Origin of the sequence: Agrobacterium sp. LY4, from assembly GCF_001526585.1 — a bacterium.
Classification (GTDB): domain Bacteria; phylum Pseudomonadota; class Alphaproteobacteria; order Rhizobiales; family Rhizobiaceae; genus Agrobacterium; species Agrobacterium leguminum.
Window position 1 is genome coordinate 228,802 of the sequence record NZ_ASYA01000043.1, and the last position, 20,068, is coordinate 248,869.

Annotated in this window: 10 protein-coding genes and 1 pseudogene; 7 read left to right on the top strand and 4 right to left on the bottom strand. The window is 60.5% G+C overall.

Features of this window, described 5'->3' with window-relative positions:
* Positions 1 to 12 precede the first annotated feature (12 nt).
* Positions 13 to 911, top strand: a pseudogene (locus tag L904_RS23065) (LysR family transcriptional regulator).
* Between the two features lie 117 nt (positions 912 to 1,028).
* On the opposite strand, the gene L904_RS23070 reads toward L904_RS23065, so the two are convergent.
* The 3 genes from L904_RS23070 to L904_RS23080 are packed head-to-tail and all read right to left on the bottom strand — an operon-like array spanning position 1,029 to position 3,780.
* Entirely contained in the window at positions 1,029 to 2,108 is a 1,080-nt protein-coding gene (locus tag L904_RS23070) for an alpha/beta hydrolase (protein ID WP_020811326.1), read from the bottom strand.
* 23 nt (positions 2,109 to 2,131) lie between these two features.
* Positions 2,132 to 2,596: a cyclophilin-like fold protein gene (locus L904_RS23075; protein ID WP_020811327.1), complete on the bottom strand. Its 465-nt coding sequence runs from the start codon at positions 2,594 to 2,596 to the stop codon at positions 2,132 to 2,134.
* Complete coding sequence (locus L904_RS23080) at positions 2,593 to 3,780, bottom strand: MFS transporter (RefSeq protein WP_020811328.1); 1,188 nt, start codon at positions 3,778 to 3,780, stop codon at positions 2,593 to 2,595. The genes L904_RS23075 and L904_RS23080 overlap by 4 nt, the downstream gene beginning before the upstream one ends.
* Positions 3,781 to 3,906: 126 nt before the next feature.
* On the opposite strand from L904_RS23080, the gene L904_RS23085 reads away from it, so the two are divergent.
* The 6 genes from L904_RS23085 (at position 3,907) to L904_RS23110 (ending at position 18,466) form a co-directional block, all read left to right on the top strand.
* Positions 3,907 to 4,800 carry a LysR family transcriptional regulator gene (locus L904_RS23085; protein ID WP_031234086.1) on the top strand — a complete coding sequence of 298 codons (894 nt, stop codon included), beginning with the start codon at positions 3,907 to 3,909 and terminating at the stop codon, positions 4,798 to 4,800.
* 757 nt (positions 4,801 to 5,557) lie between these two features.
* Positions 5,558 to 8,500, top strand: a complete 2,943-nt coding sequence (locus L904_RS23090; RefSeq protein WP_059762671.1) for a hypothetical protein — start codon at positions 5,558 to 5,560, stop codon at positions 8,498 to 8,500.
* Between the two features lie 93 nt (positions 8,501 to 8,593).
* On the top strand, positions 8,594 to 9,559 hold the full coding sequence (locus L904_RS23095) for a glycosyltransferase family 2 protein (protein WP_020811331.1): 966 nt from the start codon (positions 8,594 to 8,596) through the stop codon (positions 9,557 to 9,559).
* A gap of 303 nt (positions 9,560 to 9,862) precedes the next feature.
* Entirely contained in the window at positions 9,863 to 11,824 is a 1,962-nt protein-coding gene (locus L904_RS23100; protein ID WP_035260209.1) for a tetratricopeptide repeat protein, read from the top strand.
* A gap of 102 nt (positions 11,825 to 11,926) precedes the next feature.
* Positions 11,927 to 13,084 carry a UDP-galactopyranose mutase gene (gene glf / locus L904_RS23105; protein ID WP_020811333.1) on the top strand — a complete coding sequence of 386 codons (1,158 nt, stop codon included), beginning with the start codon at positions 11,927 to 11,929 and terminating at the stop codon, positions 13,082 to 13,084.
* Between the two features lie 195 nt (positions 13,085 to 13,279).
* Positions 13,280 to 18,466: a hypothetical protein gene (locus L904_RS23110; protein ID WP_020811334.1), complete on the top strand. Its 5,187-nt coding sequence runs from the start codon at positions 13,280 to 13,282 to the stop codon at positions 18,464 to 18,466.
* 102 nt (positions 18,467 to 18,568) lie between these two features.
* On the opposite strand, the gene L904_RS23115 is transcribed toward L904_RS23110, so the two are convergent.
* Positions 18,569 to 19,996 carry an FAD/NAD(P)-binding protein gene (locus L904_RS23115; protein WP_031234087.1) on the bottom strand — a complete coding sequence of 476 codons (1,428 nt, stop codon included), beginning with the start codon at positions 19,994 to 19,996 and terminating at the stop codon, positions 18,569 to 18,571.
* Positions 19,997 to 20,068: the final 72 nt, after the last annotated feature.

The window sequence follows — 20,068 nt, forward strand, 5'->3', positions numbered from 1 at the left end:
GAAATAATGGCGATGAACGATCATAAAGCTCTCAAAACCTTTCTGATGGCGGCCGAAAAGCGCAACTTCGCGCAGGTCGCCCGCGAACTGGGCATGACGGCGGCTGCCGTCACCCGTGCGATTGCCGCGCTTGAAGATGATCTGGGTGTGCAATTGTTTGTCCGCACCACCCGCCAGGTGTCGTTGACGACCGACGGCGCCGTCTTCGCCGCACAGATCCAGCCGGCGGTCGAGGCGCTGGAGAACGCCCGGCGCGATGTCCGCAACGCCCATAAGGCCGATGAGGGGCGTCTGAGGATCAGCGCGCCGACATGGCTCGGCAAGACGGTGCTGCCGCCGATCCTGTCCGGGTTCCGGGAACTCTATCCGAAAATGTGCTTCGAGATTTCGCTCTCGGACGGCCTGATCAATATCGTGGATGACGACTACGATCTGGCGATCCGCATTTCGTCGGCCCCATCGGACAAATTCACCATCTGGCGCAAGATCAGGGCCGTGCCAAGAATATTGGTGCGGCCCCGGGCAGCCGGTTTACGCAGATGGGACATCCGAGCGAACTGACCCCTGACGATTGCCTTGCCTATAGCGGTGAAAGCCGGCGGGAGAACTGGGTGCTGTCGGACGGCGGATCGAGCATCGCCATCTCGGCCGGCCGCGCATTCAGCGCCAATAGCGGTGAGGTTCTGGCCGATATGGCGGCGGAAGGCGCCGGTGTGGCCATGCTGCCAGGATTTAATATCGCCGAACATATCCATAGCGGCCGGCTCGTTCATGTGCTGCCCGGCTGGGCGCCGCCCGAACTCTGGCTGACGCTTTATTATCCGCCCTATCAGGCGCTGCCACCCCGCATTGCGACTTTCTCGAAATTTTTCGAAGAACAATTGCCGGCGCATATGGTGATGCTGGATTAGAGCCGGCAGCCTGACACTGCCGACGCGCACGAGCGCGCCGGCCTGAGGCATGAAATAATGTGACGGCAGCAAAGGCTGGCAACAGCCACGGCTGCCGTGACGTTTTATGGTCGTCTTCTACGCCAGATGCTGGTTGAAGAAGGCGGCGATCCGGTCGAACGGGATCTTGTCGGCGCGATCATAAAGGTCCGTATGGTTGGCATCCGGAATGATCACGAGCTCCTTCGGTTCGGCAGCCGCAGCGAAAGCGGTCTCGCTGAAATAGCGGGAATGCGCTTTTTCCCCATGGATGAACATCACCGGGCGCGGCGATATTTCGGCGATATAGGTCAGGATTGGCATGTTCATGAACGACAGGGGTGTCGTCTGCGTCCAGGCATTGCCGGAGTTGACGGCACGCGCATGGTAACCACGCGGCGTCCGGTAATAGTCGTGATAGTCAATCAGGAACTGCGCTTCGCCACCCTTGAGATCGTTATAAGGGGGTTGATAGGCGGGGCTTCCCTTTTCCGCATCCTGCCAGCGCTGCCGGCTCATCTGCTCCAGCGCCTGCGTGCGCTGTTCGAGGGTAACGCTGTCGTTGTAGCCTTTGGACATCATCCGCGTCATGTCATACATGGTGGTGGCCACGACTGCCTTCACGCGCTTGTCCACCGCGACGGCATTCAGCGCCATGCCTCCCCAGCCGCAGATGCCGATGACGCCGATGCGCTCGCGATCCACATAGGATTGCAGCCCGATATAGTCGACCGCGGCACTGAAGTCCTCGGTATTGATATCCGGCGACGCGACGTTTCGGGGCACACCCCCGCTTTCTCCGGTATAGGACGGATCGAACGCCAGCGCGGCAAATCCGCGCTCTGCCATGGTCTGTGCATAAAGGCCGGACGACTGTTCCTTCACGGCACCAAAGGGACCGCTGATGACAAGAGCAGCCAAAGGCGCAGCTCCGCGGTTCTTTGGCAGGTAGAGGTCGCCTGCCAGGGTAATGCCGTATCGGTTCCTGAACGAGACCTTCTGGTGGTCGACATTGTTGCTCTTCGGGAAGACCTTGTCCCACGAAGAGGTTTGGGCGAAGGCCTGTGTCGCACCCGCCACCTGCACCATGCCCATTGCGGCGACGGCGATGCCCGTTGCCTTCATCAGGTTGCGCCTGCCGGTATTGCAGGTTTCACTCGTTTCGATTGGCTTGCTCATGCTGGGAACTCCTGTGGTTCGGTTCAATGGACGCGTTCAATGCGCAGCGGAAATTCCCCAGGGATATGAAGCGCTTCATAGCCTTGATCGAAGCGTCCCAGCCGGATGAGGCCGGGATGCCTGTAGTCGGCATAGAACATCGCGAGATTGCCCCAGGGCATGTAATAACAGAGGTCGTAAGGCCGCTCGTTGTCGAACGGGCCATGGCCTTCGACTGTCAACTTTCGAGGGAGATAGGCGATCTTCTCGTTGGAGCCGAAGTCGGCGATCTTGAGATCGAGCGGAAGCATGGATGCAAAATCGCGCGCCGACGGATTGTCGTAGAGCGTCGCCATCATCGTGTATTTTCCGAAAGTCAGTTTGATCTTCAAATCGGTCTTCTCCTGATTGTCGGCACCGCTTTTGCTGAGGGCTCGCCCGGGCAAGATGAACGCAGTGGCCATCGCCAGCAGGGTGCGTCGGGCAGGAACCAGCGGGCGAACATTCATGATGGCCTCCGCGCCAGCCGCCAGGCGATAAAAGACGCAAGCGAGGAGCCGCAGAGCAGCAATGCGCTCAACGTGAAGGCGGACCACCAGCCGAAACTGTCGAATAAAATTCCACCGATCGAGGCCCCCGCTGTGATCGCCAGTTGAATGACCGCAACCTGCAGGCCGCCGCCGGCCTCGGCATCATCGGGCAGAATGCGGCTCAGCCAGGTGCCCCAGCCAACCGGTGCGGCGGTTCCAAGAAAACCCCAGCCGACAAGGGCGGCGACGACTGGACGTTCCGCTTCGCCAAAGACGACCATGGAGAGCGCGATACCGGCCATCATCATCGGAATGACCACAAGAATGCTGAAGAGACGGCGTTGCAGCAGTCGACCGATGACCCATGTTCCAACCGCCCCGGCCAATCCCATAATCAGCAGCAGCAGTGACAGCACCGTGATTTCGACCCGCGTGATCTGTTCGAGAAAGGGCCGCAGATAGGTGAAAAGTGCGAACTGGCCCATGAATAACAGCAGGATCGCGATCATGCCCGCTGCGACGGCTGGACGTCCAAGCAGCCTGAAGACATTCGTGGATGCGCGGTCGCGCCGCGGCGGGAGTTCCGGCAGGACGATCCATTGCCATAGGAGTGCAAGCAGGCCGATCGGCACGACAAGAAAGAAGGCGCCGCGCCAGCCGATATAGGCGCCCAGCAGGCTGCCGAGCGGGGCGGAAACCGTTGCCGCAACCGCATTGCCGGCATTCAGCAGGGCAAGCGCCTTCGGCACCTGAGCATGGGAAACGAGACGCATCACGATGGCGGTGGACATTGACCAGAAGCCGCCGATCGAAATGCCGAGCAAGGCGCGGCCAAGCATCAAAACCGGGAAAGACAGTGCAAGGGTGACCACGATCCCGGACAATATCAGCAGCGCCGTCAGGCCGAGCACGACAACGCGCCGGTCGAGCCGCCGGGTCAGGCCGGCAATGAACAGGCTGGTGATGACCGCAAAGATGCCGGAGACGGAGATCGCCTGCCCCGTATTACCTTCCGAAACACCGAGATCGGCGGCGATCGGCGTCAGCAGGCTGACGGGCATGAATTCCGAAGCGATCAATACGAAGGCGCAGAGCGTCATGCAAAGCACGGCGCTCCATGCCGCGCGCCTGCTGCCCATCTCTTCGTCATAAGTGAGTGCCATTCGCCCAGATCCCACTAAAATCCCGGTTTCTTTCAATGGCGGCAAGATATTGCCGGGCGACTTTGCGGACAATCCGTGCTAATCCGCATGAACTTATCGAAATTCAATATTAATCAGGGAGGTTTGATGCAGCGAGAGGACATGAAGAATCTCCTCTGGTTCATGGAGGTTGCTAAAGAGCGGAGCTTCACAAAGGCTGCGGCAACGCTTGGAACATCGCAGTCGACATTGAGCTACACAATCAAGCAGCTGGAAGCCCGGCTGGGCGTGCGGCTCCTGACGCGGACGACACGCAGCGTGGCCACCACGGAAGCCGGCGAGCGCCTGTTTTTGTCCATCGCTCCGCGATTTCAGGGGATCGAGGCGGACCTGGCGAACCTCGTCGCCTTTCGTGAAAAACCCTCAGGCACCGTGCGCCTCACATTGTCCGATCACGCCCTGCAAACGACCGTCTGGCCGAAGCTGAGCCGCGTGCTCACCAACTATCCTGACATCCATGTCGAACTCTATAGCGACAATGGCATGCGCAATATTGTCGAGGAACGCTTCGATGCCGGCGTGCGACTGGGCGAGAGCGTCGACAGGGACATGATTGCCGTCAGGATCGGTCCGGACTGGCGTCTCCGGGCCGTGGCTTCGCCGGACTACTTCGCCAGACACGGCGTCCCTGCCACACCCCAGGATTTGGTCGGCCATGTCTGCATCAATACGCGTCAAGCTACCTGGGGTGGATTTTACACCTGGGAGTTTGAAAAAGACGGGCGGGAACTGCGGGTCAGAGTTGACGGGCAACTCAGCTTCAACTCATCGATCTCCCAGATCGACGCGGCGATGAAAGGCTACGGGATTGCATATGTTCCGGAAGACCTTGTCGAGGCGCACATCGCCGAGGGGAGATTGCAGGCGGCTCTGGACAATTGGAGCGCGCCCTTCACCGGCTATCACCTCTATTATGCCAGCAGGCGTCAGATGTCTCCGGCAATGAAGGTAATAATCGACGCCCTGCGCCATCATGCCTGATACCGGGGATTGAGTCTTACCAGGTCAGCTGGGTCAAACCAAACCAGCCCGTCATTGATGGCGGGTCATCGCGCGTTGGACACACGTTTTCCCCCATAGACACATCGCCGAATCATCGCTCGACCCGTGCCCGCCCGTCCGAAGCATTGCCGTGGCCCGGAAACCGGAATAACAGCTTCCGTTTCAAAAAAAACAACTACACGGCACCCGAAATAAAGGCGACAAAGCAAAGCATTGTCCGATTCTGGCAGCCGTTACATAGGTGGGTCAGCTCCCGGCAAGAATCGCGGGACAGTTTTAGACGAAAATAACGGTCAAACCCTTGCGCTCTCGCCCCTCCAAACGGATACTACTTATCCGGGAGCGGTCACGTCTGATTGCCCGCAGTGGAAGCTGATCGAATCGATAGTTAGCTTCGTAATTTTATACTCTATAAGACTCTAAGATACGCAAACATCAAGAATAAAATGCACCGCCTCCAAATATTAACTAGGCTTTAAATGTTGGCCTGATATGACACGCACGTCGCGAAAATCTTAAGCGGCAGAAATTATTAAGCGGCATTCGCACAAGCTAGCGTGGAAAATCCGGGCCCCCTTCTCCGGCTCGAATTGCATGATGCGTTTCCAGCGCAGGTTCACATGAGCCATGTTCTCCACAATTTCGCTTTATTTGCGGATGTCGGACCGCTGTCATCACGGGCAGTGTCTGGCAGCAGATAGGCGTGACCAGTCGCCATCCGGTAAAGGACACGTTCATGACTTCGATTCTCTCCTCACTGTCTGCTGTGCAGATTTCCAAGCTTTCCACCTCCACGATCGCCAGCCTAACCTCGGAAGACGTGAATGCGCTGGACAGCACCAAGATCAAGGCCCTCTCGTCGTCTCAGATCGCTTCTTTGAGCACAGATAACCTTGCTCTTTTCAGCTCTGAAGATCTCCGGGCCATTTCGGTAAGCGCCTTCAAGGGCCTGACGCTGACCCAGATCGCAAAGCTGAGCTCCGCTCAGATCAGCGGCCTGTCGGCGTCTCAGGTTACGGCGCTTTATACCAGCCAGATCGACGCCCTCTCGACCGACCAGATCAAGGCTCTCAACTCGGCTCAGGTCGCCGGTCTCAGCTCCGCACAGGTTGCGACCCTGAACAGCAGCGAACTGGCACTCTTCTCCTCCGACGAGATCAAGGCCATCAGCGCCAACGCCATCGCCGGCCTGTCCGCAGCAGCGCTTGCTGCTCTCAGCACCGAAAACGCCGCCGCCCTGACAAAGTCTCAGATCGCCGCCCTGTCTTCGACGCAGCTTAACGCCCTGTCCTCCGATAGCCTTGCCACCTTCTCCGCCGACGAGATCAAGGCCATCAGCACCAAGCTCCTCGCCGGCCTCGACGTCACCAAGCTGAGCACCGGCAACGTCGCCGCCCTGAGCAGGACGCAGATTTCGGCGCTTTCCTCGGCACAGTTCGCAGCCCTGTCGACGGACCAGATCAAGGCCCTCAACTCCGATCAGGTCGCCGGTCTCAGCTCCGCTCAGGTCGCAACCCTGAACAGCAGCGAGCTGGCATTGTTCTCGACCGATGAAATTAAGGCCATCAGCGCCAATGCTGTCGCCGGCCTTTCCCTGGCTGGTCTCGGCACTGAAAACGCCGCCGCCCTGACCAAGACGCAGATCGCCGGCCTGTCTTCGACACAGCTGAACGCCCTGTCTTCCGAGAGCCTTGCCACTTTCTCCACCGATGAAATCAAGGCGATCAGCACCAAGGCCCTCGCCGGCCTCGACGTCACCAAGCTGAGCACCGGAAACATAGCCGCCCTGAGCAGAACACAGGCCGCAGCACTGTCCTCCGCACAGTTTGCAGCCCTGTCGACCGACCAGATCAAGGCCCTCAACTCCGATCAGGTTGCAGGCCTCAGCTCCGCGCAGGTTGCGACCCTGAGCAGCAGCGAGTTGGCACTCTTCTCGACCGACGAGATCAAGGCGATCAGCGCTAACGGCATTGCCGGTCTTTCCGCAGCAGCGCTCGCTGCTCTCAGCACCGAAAATGCCGCTGCCCTGACAAAAACGCAGATCGCTGGCCTGTCTTCGACGCAGCTCAACGCTCTGACTTCCGATAGCCTTGCCACCTTCTCCACCGACGAGATCAAGGCCATCAGCGCCAGAGCCCTTGCCGGCCTCGACGCCAGCAAGCTGAGCACCGGCAACGTCGCCGCCCTGAGCAGAACACAGGCAGCGGCCCTGTCCTCGGCACAGTTCGCAGCCCTGTCGACCGACCAGATCAAGGCCCTCAACTCCGATCAGGTCGCCGGCCTCAGCTCCGCGCAGGTCGCGACCCTCAGCAGCGCTGAACTGGCTCTGTTCTCGACCGATGAAATCAAGGCGATCAGCGCTAACGCCGTTGCCGGCCTTTCCGCAGCAGCGCTCGCTGCTCTCAGCACCGACAATGCCGCTGCACTGACCAAGACGCAGATCGCCGGCCTGTCTTCGGCACAGCTCAACGCCCTGACTTCCGATAGCCTTGCCACCTTCTCGACCGATGAAATCAAGGCCATCAGCACCAAGGCGCTTGCCGGCCTCGATGTCACCAAGCTGAGCACCGGCAACGTCGCCGCCCTGAGCAAAACGCAGATCACGGCACTCTCCTCGGCACAGTTCGCAGCGCTGTCGACCGACCAGATCAAGGCCCTCGGCTCGGAGCAGGTCTCCGGTCTTAGCTCCGCTCAGGTCGCGACCCTGAGCAGCGCCGAACTGGCTCTGTTCTCGACCGACGAAATCAAGGCCATCAGCGCCAATGCTGTCGCAGGCCTTTCCCTGGCTGGTCTCGGCACTGAAAATGCTGCCGCGCTGACCAAGACGCAGATCGCCGGCCTGTCTTCGACGCAGCTTAACGCTCTGTCCTCCGACAGCCTTGCCACCTTCTCGACCGACGAGATCAAGGCCATCAGCACCAAGGCGCTTGCTGGCCTCGACGTCACCAAGCTGAGCACCGGCAACGTCGCCGCCCTGAGCAAAGCACAGGCAGCAGCGCTCTCCTCTGCACAGTTCGCAGCCCTGTCGACCGATCAGATCAAGGCCCTCGGTTCCGAACAGGTATCCGGTCTCAGCTCCGCTCAGATTGCGACCCTGAGCAGCGCCGAACTGGCTCTGTTCTCGACCGACGAGATCAAGGCCATCAGCGCCAACGCCATCTCCGGTCTTACCCTGGCCGGTCTCGGCACTGAAAACGCCGCCGCTCTGACCAAAACCCAGATCGCCGGCCTGTCTTCGACGCAGCTTAACGCTCTGTCCTCCGACAGCCTTGCCACCTTCTCGACCGACGAGATCAAGGCCATCAGCACCAAGGCTCTCGCCGGCATCGACGCCACCAAGCTGAGCACCGGCAACGTCGCCGCCCTCAGCAAAGCACAGGCGGCAGCGCTCTCCTCGACGCAGTTCGCAGCCCTGTCGACCGACCAGATCGCAGCTCTCAACTCCGATCAGGTCTCCGGCCTCAGCTCCGCGCAGATCGCGACCCTGAACAGCACTGAACTGGGCCTCTTCTCGACCGACGAGATCAAGGCCATCAGCGCCAATGCCATCGCAGGCCTTTCCACCGCTGCCATCGCTGGTCTCAGCAGCAGCCAGGCCGGTGCGCTCTCGGCCCAGCAGCTGAAGGTCATGAACGATGCACAGGTCGAGGCGGTCATCAAAGCCTACAAGGCAGTATAAGCCTTAAACGACCCGACAAAACCTACGACGCGGCTCAGGCCGCGTCGTAACATTTTAATTGCAGAATGCCCCAGAGGACATTCAGTATCCGTCATGGCAAAAATATCCGTCATCATCCCGGCCTACAACATGGCCAGTCTTATCGGCGAGACACTCGACAGTGTTCTGCGCAATGAAACCGATATGGATATCGTCGTCGTCGACGATGCCTCCACCGACAATACCTGCGACATCGTCGAGCAATACATCGCGCGGCACGCCAATATAAGGCTGATGCGCAGCGAAACGAACACCGGGCCGGGCGTTGCCCGCAACAGGGCGCTGGCGACCATCGACAGCCAATATTGCCTGTTTCACGATGCTGACGACCTCCTGCATGAGGGAGCCGTCGATACCGTTCTGCCCTTGATGGATGAGACGAATATCGATGTCGCCGCATTCAGATATAGCGTGCTGAGAACGGCCGATGGCCCTGCCGGCGAAATGCCGCCTATCGACAAGAATATCTGGGATAGCGTCCTCGGCAGCCGCGACAGCGCAATGATCGACCTCGACTCGACCGCGCAATTCCTGGTGACGATCAATTACCCATGGAACAAGATACTGCGGACATCTTTCATTCGCCGGACGAACTGGCGTTTCTCCACGGCGCGGATCAACGAAGATATCCTGCCGCATTGGGCGGCCTATATGAATGCCGGACGGTTTCTGGCCATTAACACCAGCCTGACAACACACCGCCTCGTCCCGGGGCGGGAGCAGCATACGAGCACGTTCGACGAGCGCCGGCTTGAGATGTTCGCGGCGCTGAAAGACATCGAGAAGCTTTTCCTGGACAATCCGATCTTCAGGGCAAAATATTACCCGATCTTCATCGTCTTCAAGGCGGGTTTGCTGGAATGGGCGGCCAAGCAGATGCGGCAGGACCTGCACGGTCTTTTCCGCGAATATGTCGCACATTCATATCAATACTTTACAGATGAAGACTTCGACAGTGTCTATCGGATCAACCCGTCGATCGCGCTGGCGAGCTACAGGATGAAATACTCTCATCGCTAGACATGAGAGCGACCCTTACTGCGGCATGACAGCATCAATCTCTCGGAAGCCGACGCCTGATCGGGAGGAAACTTCCCTCGGCCACGCCACCGGCTGATCCGGGCAAGCAACCCCGCTTCAAACACATCCAGCCACAGGCAAGTTACCTGCGATAGCTAAGGACGGCCCATCAACAGGCTGTTCTTATCTTCGACCCTTTGTCGCTTGCCGCAGGATGTCATGACCGCCAATCCCGTCTCACCTTCAAACGACGCCGCCGCTCCCAGCGCCCTTGATCTTGCGCGGAACCAACGGATGAGTCTCATGGATCTGCTGAGCGTAACCGAAGCGCTCAGTGCCGCCGGTCAGCGAGCCGCGGCTGCGGAACTCTACAAGACCTGGGTTGCGTTCAACGACAACAATCCCGTCATTCATCTTGCCTATTTCAACTATGCCGTTGCGCTCAGCCAGCTTGGCGACCGTGCGGGCGCTGTGCAGGCGTTCCGCGCCTGTTTGAAGGCCAATCCGCAATTCGCTCCCGGTTACATCAATCTCGGTCGTGTCCTCGAAGATAGCGGGTTGATCGGTCAGGCCGTGGAACAGTGGTCGCATTATGCCGAAACGACGAAGCACCTCGACGCCGAAGCGATTGGCCACCGGCATATGGCCCTGCAGAACATCGGCCGGGTTCTCGAAGGCGCCGGAAAGCTCGAGGACGCTGAAACCGCTCTGCTGCAGGCATTCGAGCTGCGGCCGGAATTGCCGGAGGCAGGCCAGCACTGGGTGTCGTTGCGGCAGCGCCAGTGCAAGTGGCCGGTGCTTGCTCCTTCAAACCACGTCCCCGCCCGCAAGATGCTCGATGCGATGTCCTCGCTGACGCTGAGCTGCTATGCCGACGATCCGATGTTCCAGCTGGCCAAGGCATATCGCTACAGCAAAACGGTGGTCGGCACGCGGCCGGACCTCAGCCGTTTTCCGCGCAGGTCGCCGAAGCTAAAATCCGGAACCGGTGAGCGGCTGCGCGTCGGTTACCTATCGTCGGATCTTCGCGATCACGCCGTGGGCTTCGCTCTCTGCGAGGTTCTGGAGTTGCATGACAAGGACAGCCTTGAGGTCTTCGCCTATTATTGCGGTAATGTCCGCAACACGGACAGCACGCAGGAGCGGATCAAGGCAGCAGTCCATTGCTGGCGGGATATCCACGGCCTGGACGATGCCGCAGCGGCATCGCAGATCATCTCCGACGAAATCGATATTCTGATCGACGTGAACGGCTACACCAAGGACGCGCGCACGAAGATTTTCGCCTATCGCCCCGCGCCGGTCATCGTCAGTTTCTGCGGTTACCCCGGATCGATGGGAAGCCCGTTCCATCAGTACCTGATTTCGGACGGTTACATGATCCCGCCGGAGAACGACATCTATTACTCCGAAAAGGTCCTGCGTATCGCCTGTGACCAGCCGCTCGACCGCAAGCGGCCCATCGCCGCCCGGCCAAGCCGGGCCGAGGTCGGATTGCCGGAAGATGCGTTCGTCTATGCCAGCTTCAACGGCATGCAGAAGATTACCGAAAGCTGCTTTGCGCGATGGATGACGATCCTGTCGCAGACGCCGGGCAGCCTGTTGTGGCTGCTGGCGGGCGATGAAGACGTCAATCAGCACCTGCACGCCATCGCAGAAAAAAGCGGCGTCTCACCTGACCGGCTCGTCTTTGCGCCGAAGGTTCCGAACCCGCAGCACATCGCCCGTATCGGCGTTGCCGATCTGTTTCTGGACACGTTCCCCTATGGCGCTCACTCCACGGCCGCGGACGCCATAACATCCGGCCTGCCCGTCCTCACCATGTCCGGCAAGACATTTGCGGCGCGCTTCTGCGGCAGCATCGTCACCGCAGCGGGTGTTCCGGAAATGATTTGTTCTTCGCCGGAAGACTATGTCGCCCGCGCCATCGGCTTCGAACGCGACCGGAAGAAGCTTCTGGAGGTCAGAGAATCGATCGCCCGGCAGCGGGATACCAGCGTATTGCGGGATATTCCCGCTCTGGCGCGCCGTCTGGAAGAGCTGTTCTGGCAAATGCAGGGCGAATGCGAACGCGGCGAGACGCCGGTGCCGGATCTCAGCAATCTCGATCTTTATTACGAGCTAGGCGCGGAATCCGTGTTCGAGAACGTGGAGTTCGAAGACGAGCAGAGCTATCGCAATCGCTATCTCAAGAAACTCGCCCAGTGGCACGACTATTCGCCAATTCCCTATGACAATCGCCTCTGGCGGAAACCGGATAACTGAGCACGCGATAGTCTCAACCGGCCGGGGCATGCGCTGCACGGCACCTCTTCGATGCAAATCTCGACCGCCCGCCGGGCGACATATGAACGGGACTGATTGCCAATGTTCGCGGACGAAAGAATTGTGATTGTGGGCGCCGGGCTTTCCGGCGCGGTCATCGGCCGGGAACTGGCGCTGGCAGGCCACAGGGTCGATATCGTCGATGCCCGCGATCACATTGCCGGCAATTGCCACACCGAACGCGACGGTGAGACCGGCGTTATGGTGCATGTTTACGGTCCGCATATTTTCCACACCGACGACAAGGAAGTCTGGGACTATGTGAACGGCTTTCAGACATTCATGCCTTACAAGAACCGGGTCAAAACGACGAGCGGCGAGCGCGTCTATTCGCTGCCGGTCAATCTGCACACGATCAACCAGTTCTTCGGCAAGAATTTCCGGCCCGATGAAGCCAGAGCCTTCATCGAGGAAAAGGCCGACAAGTCGATTACCGATCCACAGACTTTCGAGGAGCAGGCGCTGCGCTTCGTCGGCCGCGATCTCTATGAGGCCTTCTTCAAGGGATACACCGAGAAACAATGGGGCTGCTCGCCGACGGAACTGCCGGCCTCGATCCTGAAACGCCTGCCCGTGCGCTTCAACTATGACGACAACTACTTCTTCCACAAATATCAGGGCATGCCGGAAACCGGCTATACCGACATGATCGAACGCATCCTCGATCATCCGAACATCAGCGTCAAACTTGGCACACATTTCCAGCGCGCCGAAGCGCCGGCCTCTGCACACGTCTTCTATTCCGGTCCGCTCGACGGCTATTTCGACTTCGAATTCGGCCGTCTGGCATATCGGACGCTCAACTTCGAACGCTTCACCTATGACGGCGACTACCAGGGTTGCGCGGTGATGAATTATGGCGACGTTTCGGTGCCCTTTACCCGCATCACCGAACACAAGCACTTTTCTCCGTGGGAAGACCATGCCGGCTCCGTCTGCTACAGGGAGTTCTCCCATGAATGCGGCCCGCAGGACATTCCCTACTATCCCATCCGGCTGGTCGAGGACAAAGAACAGCTCGCCGAATATGTGGCGCGTGCCGAACGGGAAGCGTCGGTAACCTTTGTCGGGCGGCTCGGGACCTATCGTTATCTCGACATGGATGCGACCATTCGCGAGGCGCTCGATACCGCCCGGCTCTATCTCGCCCGGCGAGCGGAGGGCGCTCCCATGCCGGCATTTCTGCATTCACCCGTTTGAGCCGGATACGTTCGTTCTCTTCCATGAATGCAGGCAATTAACGCTCCGGCGGGCGAAGCGTAGCAACTTCAGGTTCAGGCAAGCCCGATTGCGTACTCAACATCTGAAAAATGGTGGACCTGAGTAACCGATGCCCCTCCGGGGGCTCGGGCGGAAAATCCACCTGTTGGGCCTGGACTTTAGGATTTTTCAGACATGACGTCGATCATCTCTTCCCTGAACGTCAATCAGATCAGATATCTTTCGACAGAGGCGGTCGCAGCCTGGACAACCGACGACGTGGCGTCGCTTTCCACAACGCAGATCAAAGCGCTCTCGTCGGCCCAGATCGCGGCACTGGATGTGGAGGATGTCAAAGTCCTCAACTCACAACAGTTGAGCGCCATTTCGCAGGGCGCCATCGTTGGCCTGACGCTGGATCAGCTCAATATTCTCGATCAGTACGCCATCAAAAGCCTGAATTCGAGCCAGATTTCTGCGCTCACCACCACGCAGCTCCATGCCCTGACGACGGAACAGGCGGAGGCTTTGACCTCGTCTCAGGTGCGCGCCCTCAATGCGACGCAAATTGCCGCGCTGAGCGCGGAAGATATAGCGACATTCTCAACCGCCGACATCGCCGCAATCACGAGCAAAGCCATGCCGGGCTTGAGCACGGAGGTGATCGCAGGGCTGACCCCGGATCAGATCGCGGCCCTGAGCACGAGCGCCGTTGCGAGCCTGACGACCGACCAGATCGCGGTCCTGAACCCGGATCAGGCCGAAGCCCTGTCGCCGGCGCAGGTCAAAGTGCTGAGCTCGATGCAACTCGCTGCTCTCGGCACGGACGATATAGCGACATTCTCGACTGCCGACATCGCGGCGATTACCGTCAAGGCCATGCCGGGCCTCAGCACCGAGGCAATCGCAGCGTTTAGCCCGGATCGGATCGCCGCCCTCAGCGCAAGCACGATTGCCGGTCTGACGATCGACCAGATCGAAACCCTGAGCACCGCCCAGATCGCCGCATTGACGACGGCGCAGATTGCCGCACTCAAGACGACGCACATTGCCGCCTTAAGCACCAGCCAGGTCGAAGCCCTGTCGCCGGAACAGGTGAGGTCGCTGAGCGCGGCGCAATTCGTGGCCTTAAGCGCGGAAGACATCGCGACATTCTCAACCGCCGATATCGCGGAGATCACCGGCAAAGCCATGCCCCGTCTGGGCACGGAGACGATCAGCACGCTTACCAAGGAGCAGATCGCCGCATTGACGACGGCCCAGATGAACGCCCTCGGCGTAGCGCAGTTCCAGGCCTTGAGCGCTGCTCAGATCGAGGCCCTGTCAACCGCTCAGATTGCCGCCCTCAGCACCGGCGTGGTCGCAAACCTGATAGCCGACCAGATCGAAGCCTTCAGCACCCAGCAGGTCGAGGCCCTGTCCTCGGCACAGGTGAAGTTACTGAGCTCGATCCAGCTTGCGGCCCTGAGCGCCGAGGATATAGCAACATTCTCGACCGCCGATATCGCGGCGATCACCGGCAAAGCCATGTCCGGCCTGAGTGCGGACGCAATCGCGGCGCTGTCCACCGCCCAGATCGCCGCCCTGACCACCAGCGCCATTGCCGGCCTGACGGCCGATCAGATCGAAGTTCTGAGCACCGAGCAGGTCGAGGCCCTGTCTCCGACGCAGGTGAAGTCCCTGAGTTCAGCGCAGCTCGCAGCCCTGAGCATCGAGGACCTGGCGACATTCTCGACCGCCGATATCGCAGCGATCACGAATAAAGCCATGTCGGGCTTGAACACCGATGTTATCGCGGCCTTCACCACGGCTCAGATCGGCGCTCTCACCACCAGCGCCATTGCCGGCCTCACCTCCGATCAGATCGAAGCCCTGAGCGGCAATCAGGTCAGCCTTCTATCCACCGCGCAGATCAAGGCGTTGAGCTCGGTTCAGGTCGCCGCCCTGGGCAACGATGTGGCCGCCCTGTCCACCAGCCAAACGGCCATGTTGAGCACATCGGGTATCAAGGGCCTGACCAGCGATCAGGTTGCGGCCCTCAGCATCGATCAGTTCGCGGCCCTGACCACGGCCCAGATCGCGGCTTTCGGCTCGGGGCAGATTGCGGCATTGAGCACGGACAATATAGCATCGCTTTCCGTGGCCCAGCTTGCGGCAATGAGCACCTCCGGCATCCTGGGACTTTCGACCGGTCAGATCGCCGCCCTCAGCACCGATCAGGTTTCCAAGCTGTCGACCAAGCAGATGGCGCGGTTGAGCGCGGCACAAATTGCCACCCTCGGCACAGACGACATAGCCGCTCTTTCGACAGCCCAGATCGCCTCCCTGAGCGCTGCGGGCATTACGGGACTAAGCGCGCAGCAGCTGGCGACCCTCACCACCAGCCAGGCCGAAGCCTTGACGAGCGCGCAGATCGTCAATCTCGGCTCCACACAGATTTCGCAGCTGGGGACGGACGATCTGGCGAAATTCACGACCAAGGACATCGCCGCGATCACGTCCAGCGCAATCGCAGGACTGTCGGCAGAAACCCTCGCTTCCCTGACGACAGCCCAGATTGCCGCCCTGAATGTACAAAGCATCGGTGCGTTGAGCACCGCGCAGATCGCCGCCTTGAGTATCGCCCAGGTCGAAGCCTTGACCACCGCCCAGGTCGGCGCGCTCAGCTCGAAACAGATCGCCGCCTTGAGCGCGGATAACATTGCGACATTCTCGACCAAGGATATCGCCGCGATCAGTTCCAGTGCGATCGCCGGATTGTCGGCAGAGACCATCGCCTCCCTGACGACAGCGCAGATTGCCGCCCTGAACGTGCAAAGCATCGGTGCGTTGAACACCGCGCAGATCGCCGCCCTCAGCACCGCGCAGGTCGAGGCCTTGACGAGTGCTCAGGTAAGCGCTCTCAGCTCGACGCAGGTAGCGGTCCTGAGCGCGGAGGATATGGCGACGTTCTCGACCAAAGACATTGCCGCCCTCAGTTCGAATGCCATCCCGGGCCTGTCCGCGCAAACCATAGCGTCGCTGACCACGGCCCAGGTCGCAGCGCTGAGTACGGCTGGCATTGGTGGGCTGAGCACCGGACAGGTCGCAGCACTGACAGGCGATCAGGTGGACGCCCTGACCAGTACCCAAATCGCGGCACTCACCTCCAAACAGGTTGCGGCCTTGAGCGTGGCTGACATCGCCTCGCTGTCAGCAGCCCAGATAGCCGCCCTCAGCACGGCGGGCATAACGGGCCTGACCACTGACCAGATCGCGGCCCTCGACACCGCGCAGGTCGAGGCTTTGACCGATACACAGGTCGGTGCTCTCAGCTCGAAACAGATTGCGGTCTTGGGCACGGACGACATGGCAACGTTCTCGACCAAGGACATTGCCGCGATCAGTTCAAATGCCATCCCGGGCTTGTCAACGGAGACCATAGCGTCGCTGACCACGGCCCAGGTCGCAGCCTTGAGTGCGGCTGGCGTTGGAGGGCTGAACACCGGGCAGGTCGCAGTCCTGACAAGCGATCAAGTCGACGCCCTGATCAGTATCCAGGTCGGCGCCCTCACCTCCAGACAGGTTGCCGCCCTCAGCGTGGCCAGCATCGCCTCGCTTTCGGCAACCCAGATAGCCGCTCTCAGCACGGCGGGCATAGCGGGCCTGACCACCGATCAGATCGCCGCTCTCAACACCGCTCAGGTCGAGGCCTTCACCAGTGCTCAGATCGGCGTCCTCAGCGCAAAACAGATTGCGGCCCTCAGCGCCGGTGGCCTTGATACATTCACTGCCGCCGAGCTGGCTGTCATCAGCTCGAGTGCGATCTCGGGCCTGTCGACAGCGGCGATCGCTTCGCTGACGACGGCGCAGATCGCAGCCCTCGGCGCGGCGGCGGTACCCGGCCTGACCACCGCCCAGATCGCGGCCCTCGGCACCGGTCAGGTAGATGCCCTCACCAGCGCCCAGATCGCCGCCCTCACCTCCAAGCAGGTTGCGGCTCTGAGCGTCGCCAGTATCGCCTCGCTCTCGGCAGCCCAGATAGCCGCCCTCAGCACGGCGGGTACGGCGGGCCTGACCACCGATCAGATCACGGCCCTCGACACCCTTCAGGTCGAGGCCCTGACCAGCAGTCAGATCGGCACTCTCAGTTCGAAACAGATCGCGGCCCTCAGCGCCGGCGATCTCGATACATTCACTGCCGCCGAGCTGGCCGCCATCAGTTCGAATGCGATCTCGGGCCTGTCGACAGCGACCATCGCCTCGTTGACGACCGCTCAGATCGCCGCGCTCGGCGCGGCGGCAATACCGGGCCTGACCACGGATCAGATCGCGGCTCTCGGCACCGATCAGGTAAGCGCGCTGACCAATGCCCAGATCGGCGCCCTCACCTCCAAACAGGTTGCGGCCCTGAATACGGCCGACATCGCCTCCCTTTCCGTCAGCCAGATAGCGGCTCTGGACGCCAAGGCGATTGCAGGCCTTGGCAGCGCACAGACCGGCGCGCTGAACATTGAACAGGTCCAGACATTATCCACCCGGCAGATAGCATCGCTGAATTCGGATGCACTCAAGGGCCTGTCCGCGGAGATGCTGGAGACCTTCTCGACGGAGGAACTCGCGGCTATCGGCTCAAGCGCGATAAAGGGACTGTCCACGGACTTTATCGCCGCTCTTTCCACCGCCGAGGTTGCGGCCCTGAGCACGGCTGGCGTCGCCGGATTGACCGGCGATCAGATCAATGCCCTCGGCAAGGACCAGATCGAAGCACTCTCCACCAGCCAGATCGCTGCATTGAGTTCGGCTGGACTTGCGGGATTGACGGCGGATGATCTGGATACATTCTCGACCGGGGAACTCGCCGCCATCAGTTCGACGGCGATAAAGGGACTGTCCGCCACGGTCGTGGCCTCCCTGTCTTCTCAGGAGATCGCCGCTTTGACGACAGGCCAGGTGGCTTCGCTGAGCTACGGTCAGGTCGCGGCCATGGGGTCCGCGCAAATCGGAGCGCTGTCACTGTCACAGGTCAGCGTCCTCAACGCGCTGCAGGCAGCCGCGCTTGGCGGCGACGACCTGACGGCATTTTCCACCGAACAGATCATCAGCCTGAGTTCGAGCGCGATCTCGGGATTGGGCACCGGTACGCTCGCTGCCCTGACGGCATCCCAGGCGGCAGCCTTCACGCCAGGTCAGGTCGCCGCCATGACATCGGCGCAGGTTACGGCCTTGAACAGCGCCAAGACCACCAACAGCTCTGTCCAGGATATCGCCTCCCTGATCTCAACCACCGATGAGACGACTTCGACCCAGGACAGCGCGACCAGCACCTCAGTGGAGGCTTCGAGTGAAACGCAGGAGGCGTCCGACGTCGCTGCAACCATTTTGTCCTATCTGGACGTCTGACTTTAGCCTGCGAATAGAGGGAAATAACCGGGCCGGGATAGCTGCCATCGCCTGATGGCAGCTGCCATTTCGCCGGCTCATCAACGCCGCGTCAGTGTGCGTTCAGACCGGGGCCGGGCTGCTCGTCACTGGCGCAAGGCTCCGTGCGATTTCTCCGGCAACGAAGATCGCGTGCTCGGTAACCTGGGGCAGGCCCATCAGCTCACCGAAGGTTCCGCGCGCCAGCGGACCGCCGATCAGCAGCGTTTCAATGGTCTGGCCGCGGCTGTCGATGGCGCGCGATCGCTCGTCGCAGTGGATGCCAAGCCCTGTCGGGCAAAAGGTCAGAAGACCCGCCTGCTCCAGACCGGAAAGAAAAGCCTGCGATTTCAGAATTCCACCATGGGCGGGACCGGTCGTCACGATAATCGCATCGACGTCGAGCCGCGCGATGTCCCTTTTGCCACGAAACCGCAGATCGACATGCAACGAACCGTCTTCGCCAGCCTTTGCGGACACAAGCGATCCGGCGACGATCTGTAGCTGGCCCGAAATTATGGCCTCATCCAGAAGTTTCTCCACCTGCGGCGCGATCCTGAACCGGTGCGCGTCCCAGAAGGGCCGCAGCCACCGCACCACCCTTCGCTTTTCGATCAGCGGAAGGTTCCGCCATATGTCGCGTCCCTGCAGGCGAACGGCGTCCAGAACGCCATGCCAGCTCGCACCGCCCGCTTGCGACACTCGCACAGCCTCTCGAATCCGCCGTAGCAGTTCCGACGCGCTTTTGGACGGCGGATCGACAAAATCGCCGTAGGGTTCCTGCGGCAAGGCCGGATGGCCACGCGACCGCAAGCCGCGGCGCGACAGCGAAACGACCCGCGCATGATGGCCGCGCCGGTGGAGCGCGGCAAAGGCATCAGCCGCGGTCAAGCCATTGCCGACGATCAGAATGCGGTCACCCGCGACGATATTTTCCAGCGCAGCGTCCGCATTCAAGTCCGCCACCAGTTTCGGATGACCGGCAAGCGGTTTCAACACCTGCGGAAGCGCCGGCGGCGGATGGCTTGTCGCAACCACCACGATGTCCGCGAAGTGGCTATCGCCGTCTGCGGTTTGCAACTCCCAGCCATCCGCATGGCGGGCCACATGTTCCACCGTGCTGCGCCTGTGCTCAACGATGCCAGCATCCAGCAAAGGCGCGATTTCGGCCGCGACATAGGCGCCGAAGACCCTGCGTTGCGGATAGGCCTGCCCATCAGGCAAAACCGCTGCTGCATCGCCCGCAAGCGCGTTCGACCTGTCGAGATAATGGAGGAAATTATCCGGATCATCAGGATAAAGCGTCATGCGCCCGGCCGGTACGTTGATCCGGTTGGCCGGCTCCGGCGTGGAATAGGCAAGCCCCGCACCCAACACCGCTCTCGGCTCGAACACGACGATCCGCACATTTTCGAACGCCCCAGCGGCTCGATGGAGATGAAGGGCAATCGCTGCCCCGCTAAATCCACCGCCTATGATGGCGACAATGGCATTCTTCCGGCTCACTGACATTTCAACTCACGCGATCTCGGCGGCACGCCCCGAATAACGTCCAATTTTAGCAGCCGGGATGAAAAATTGACA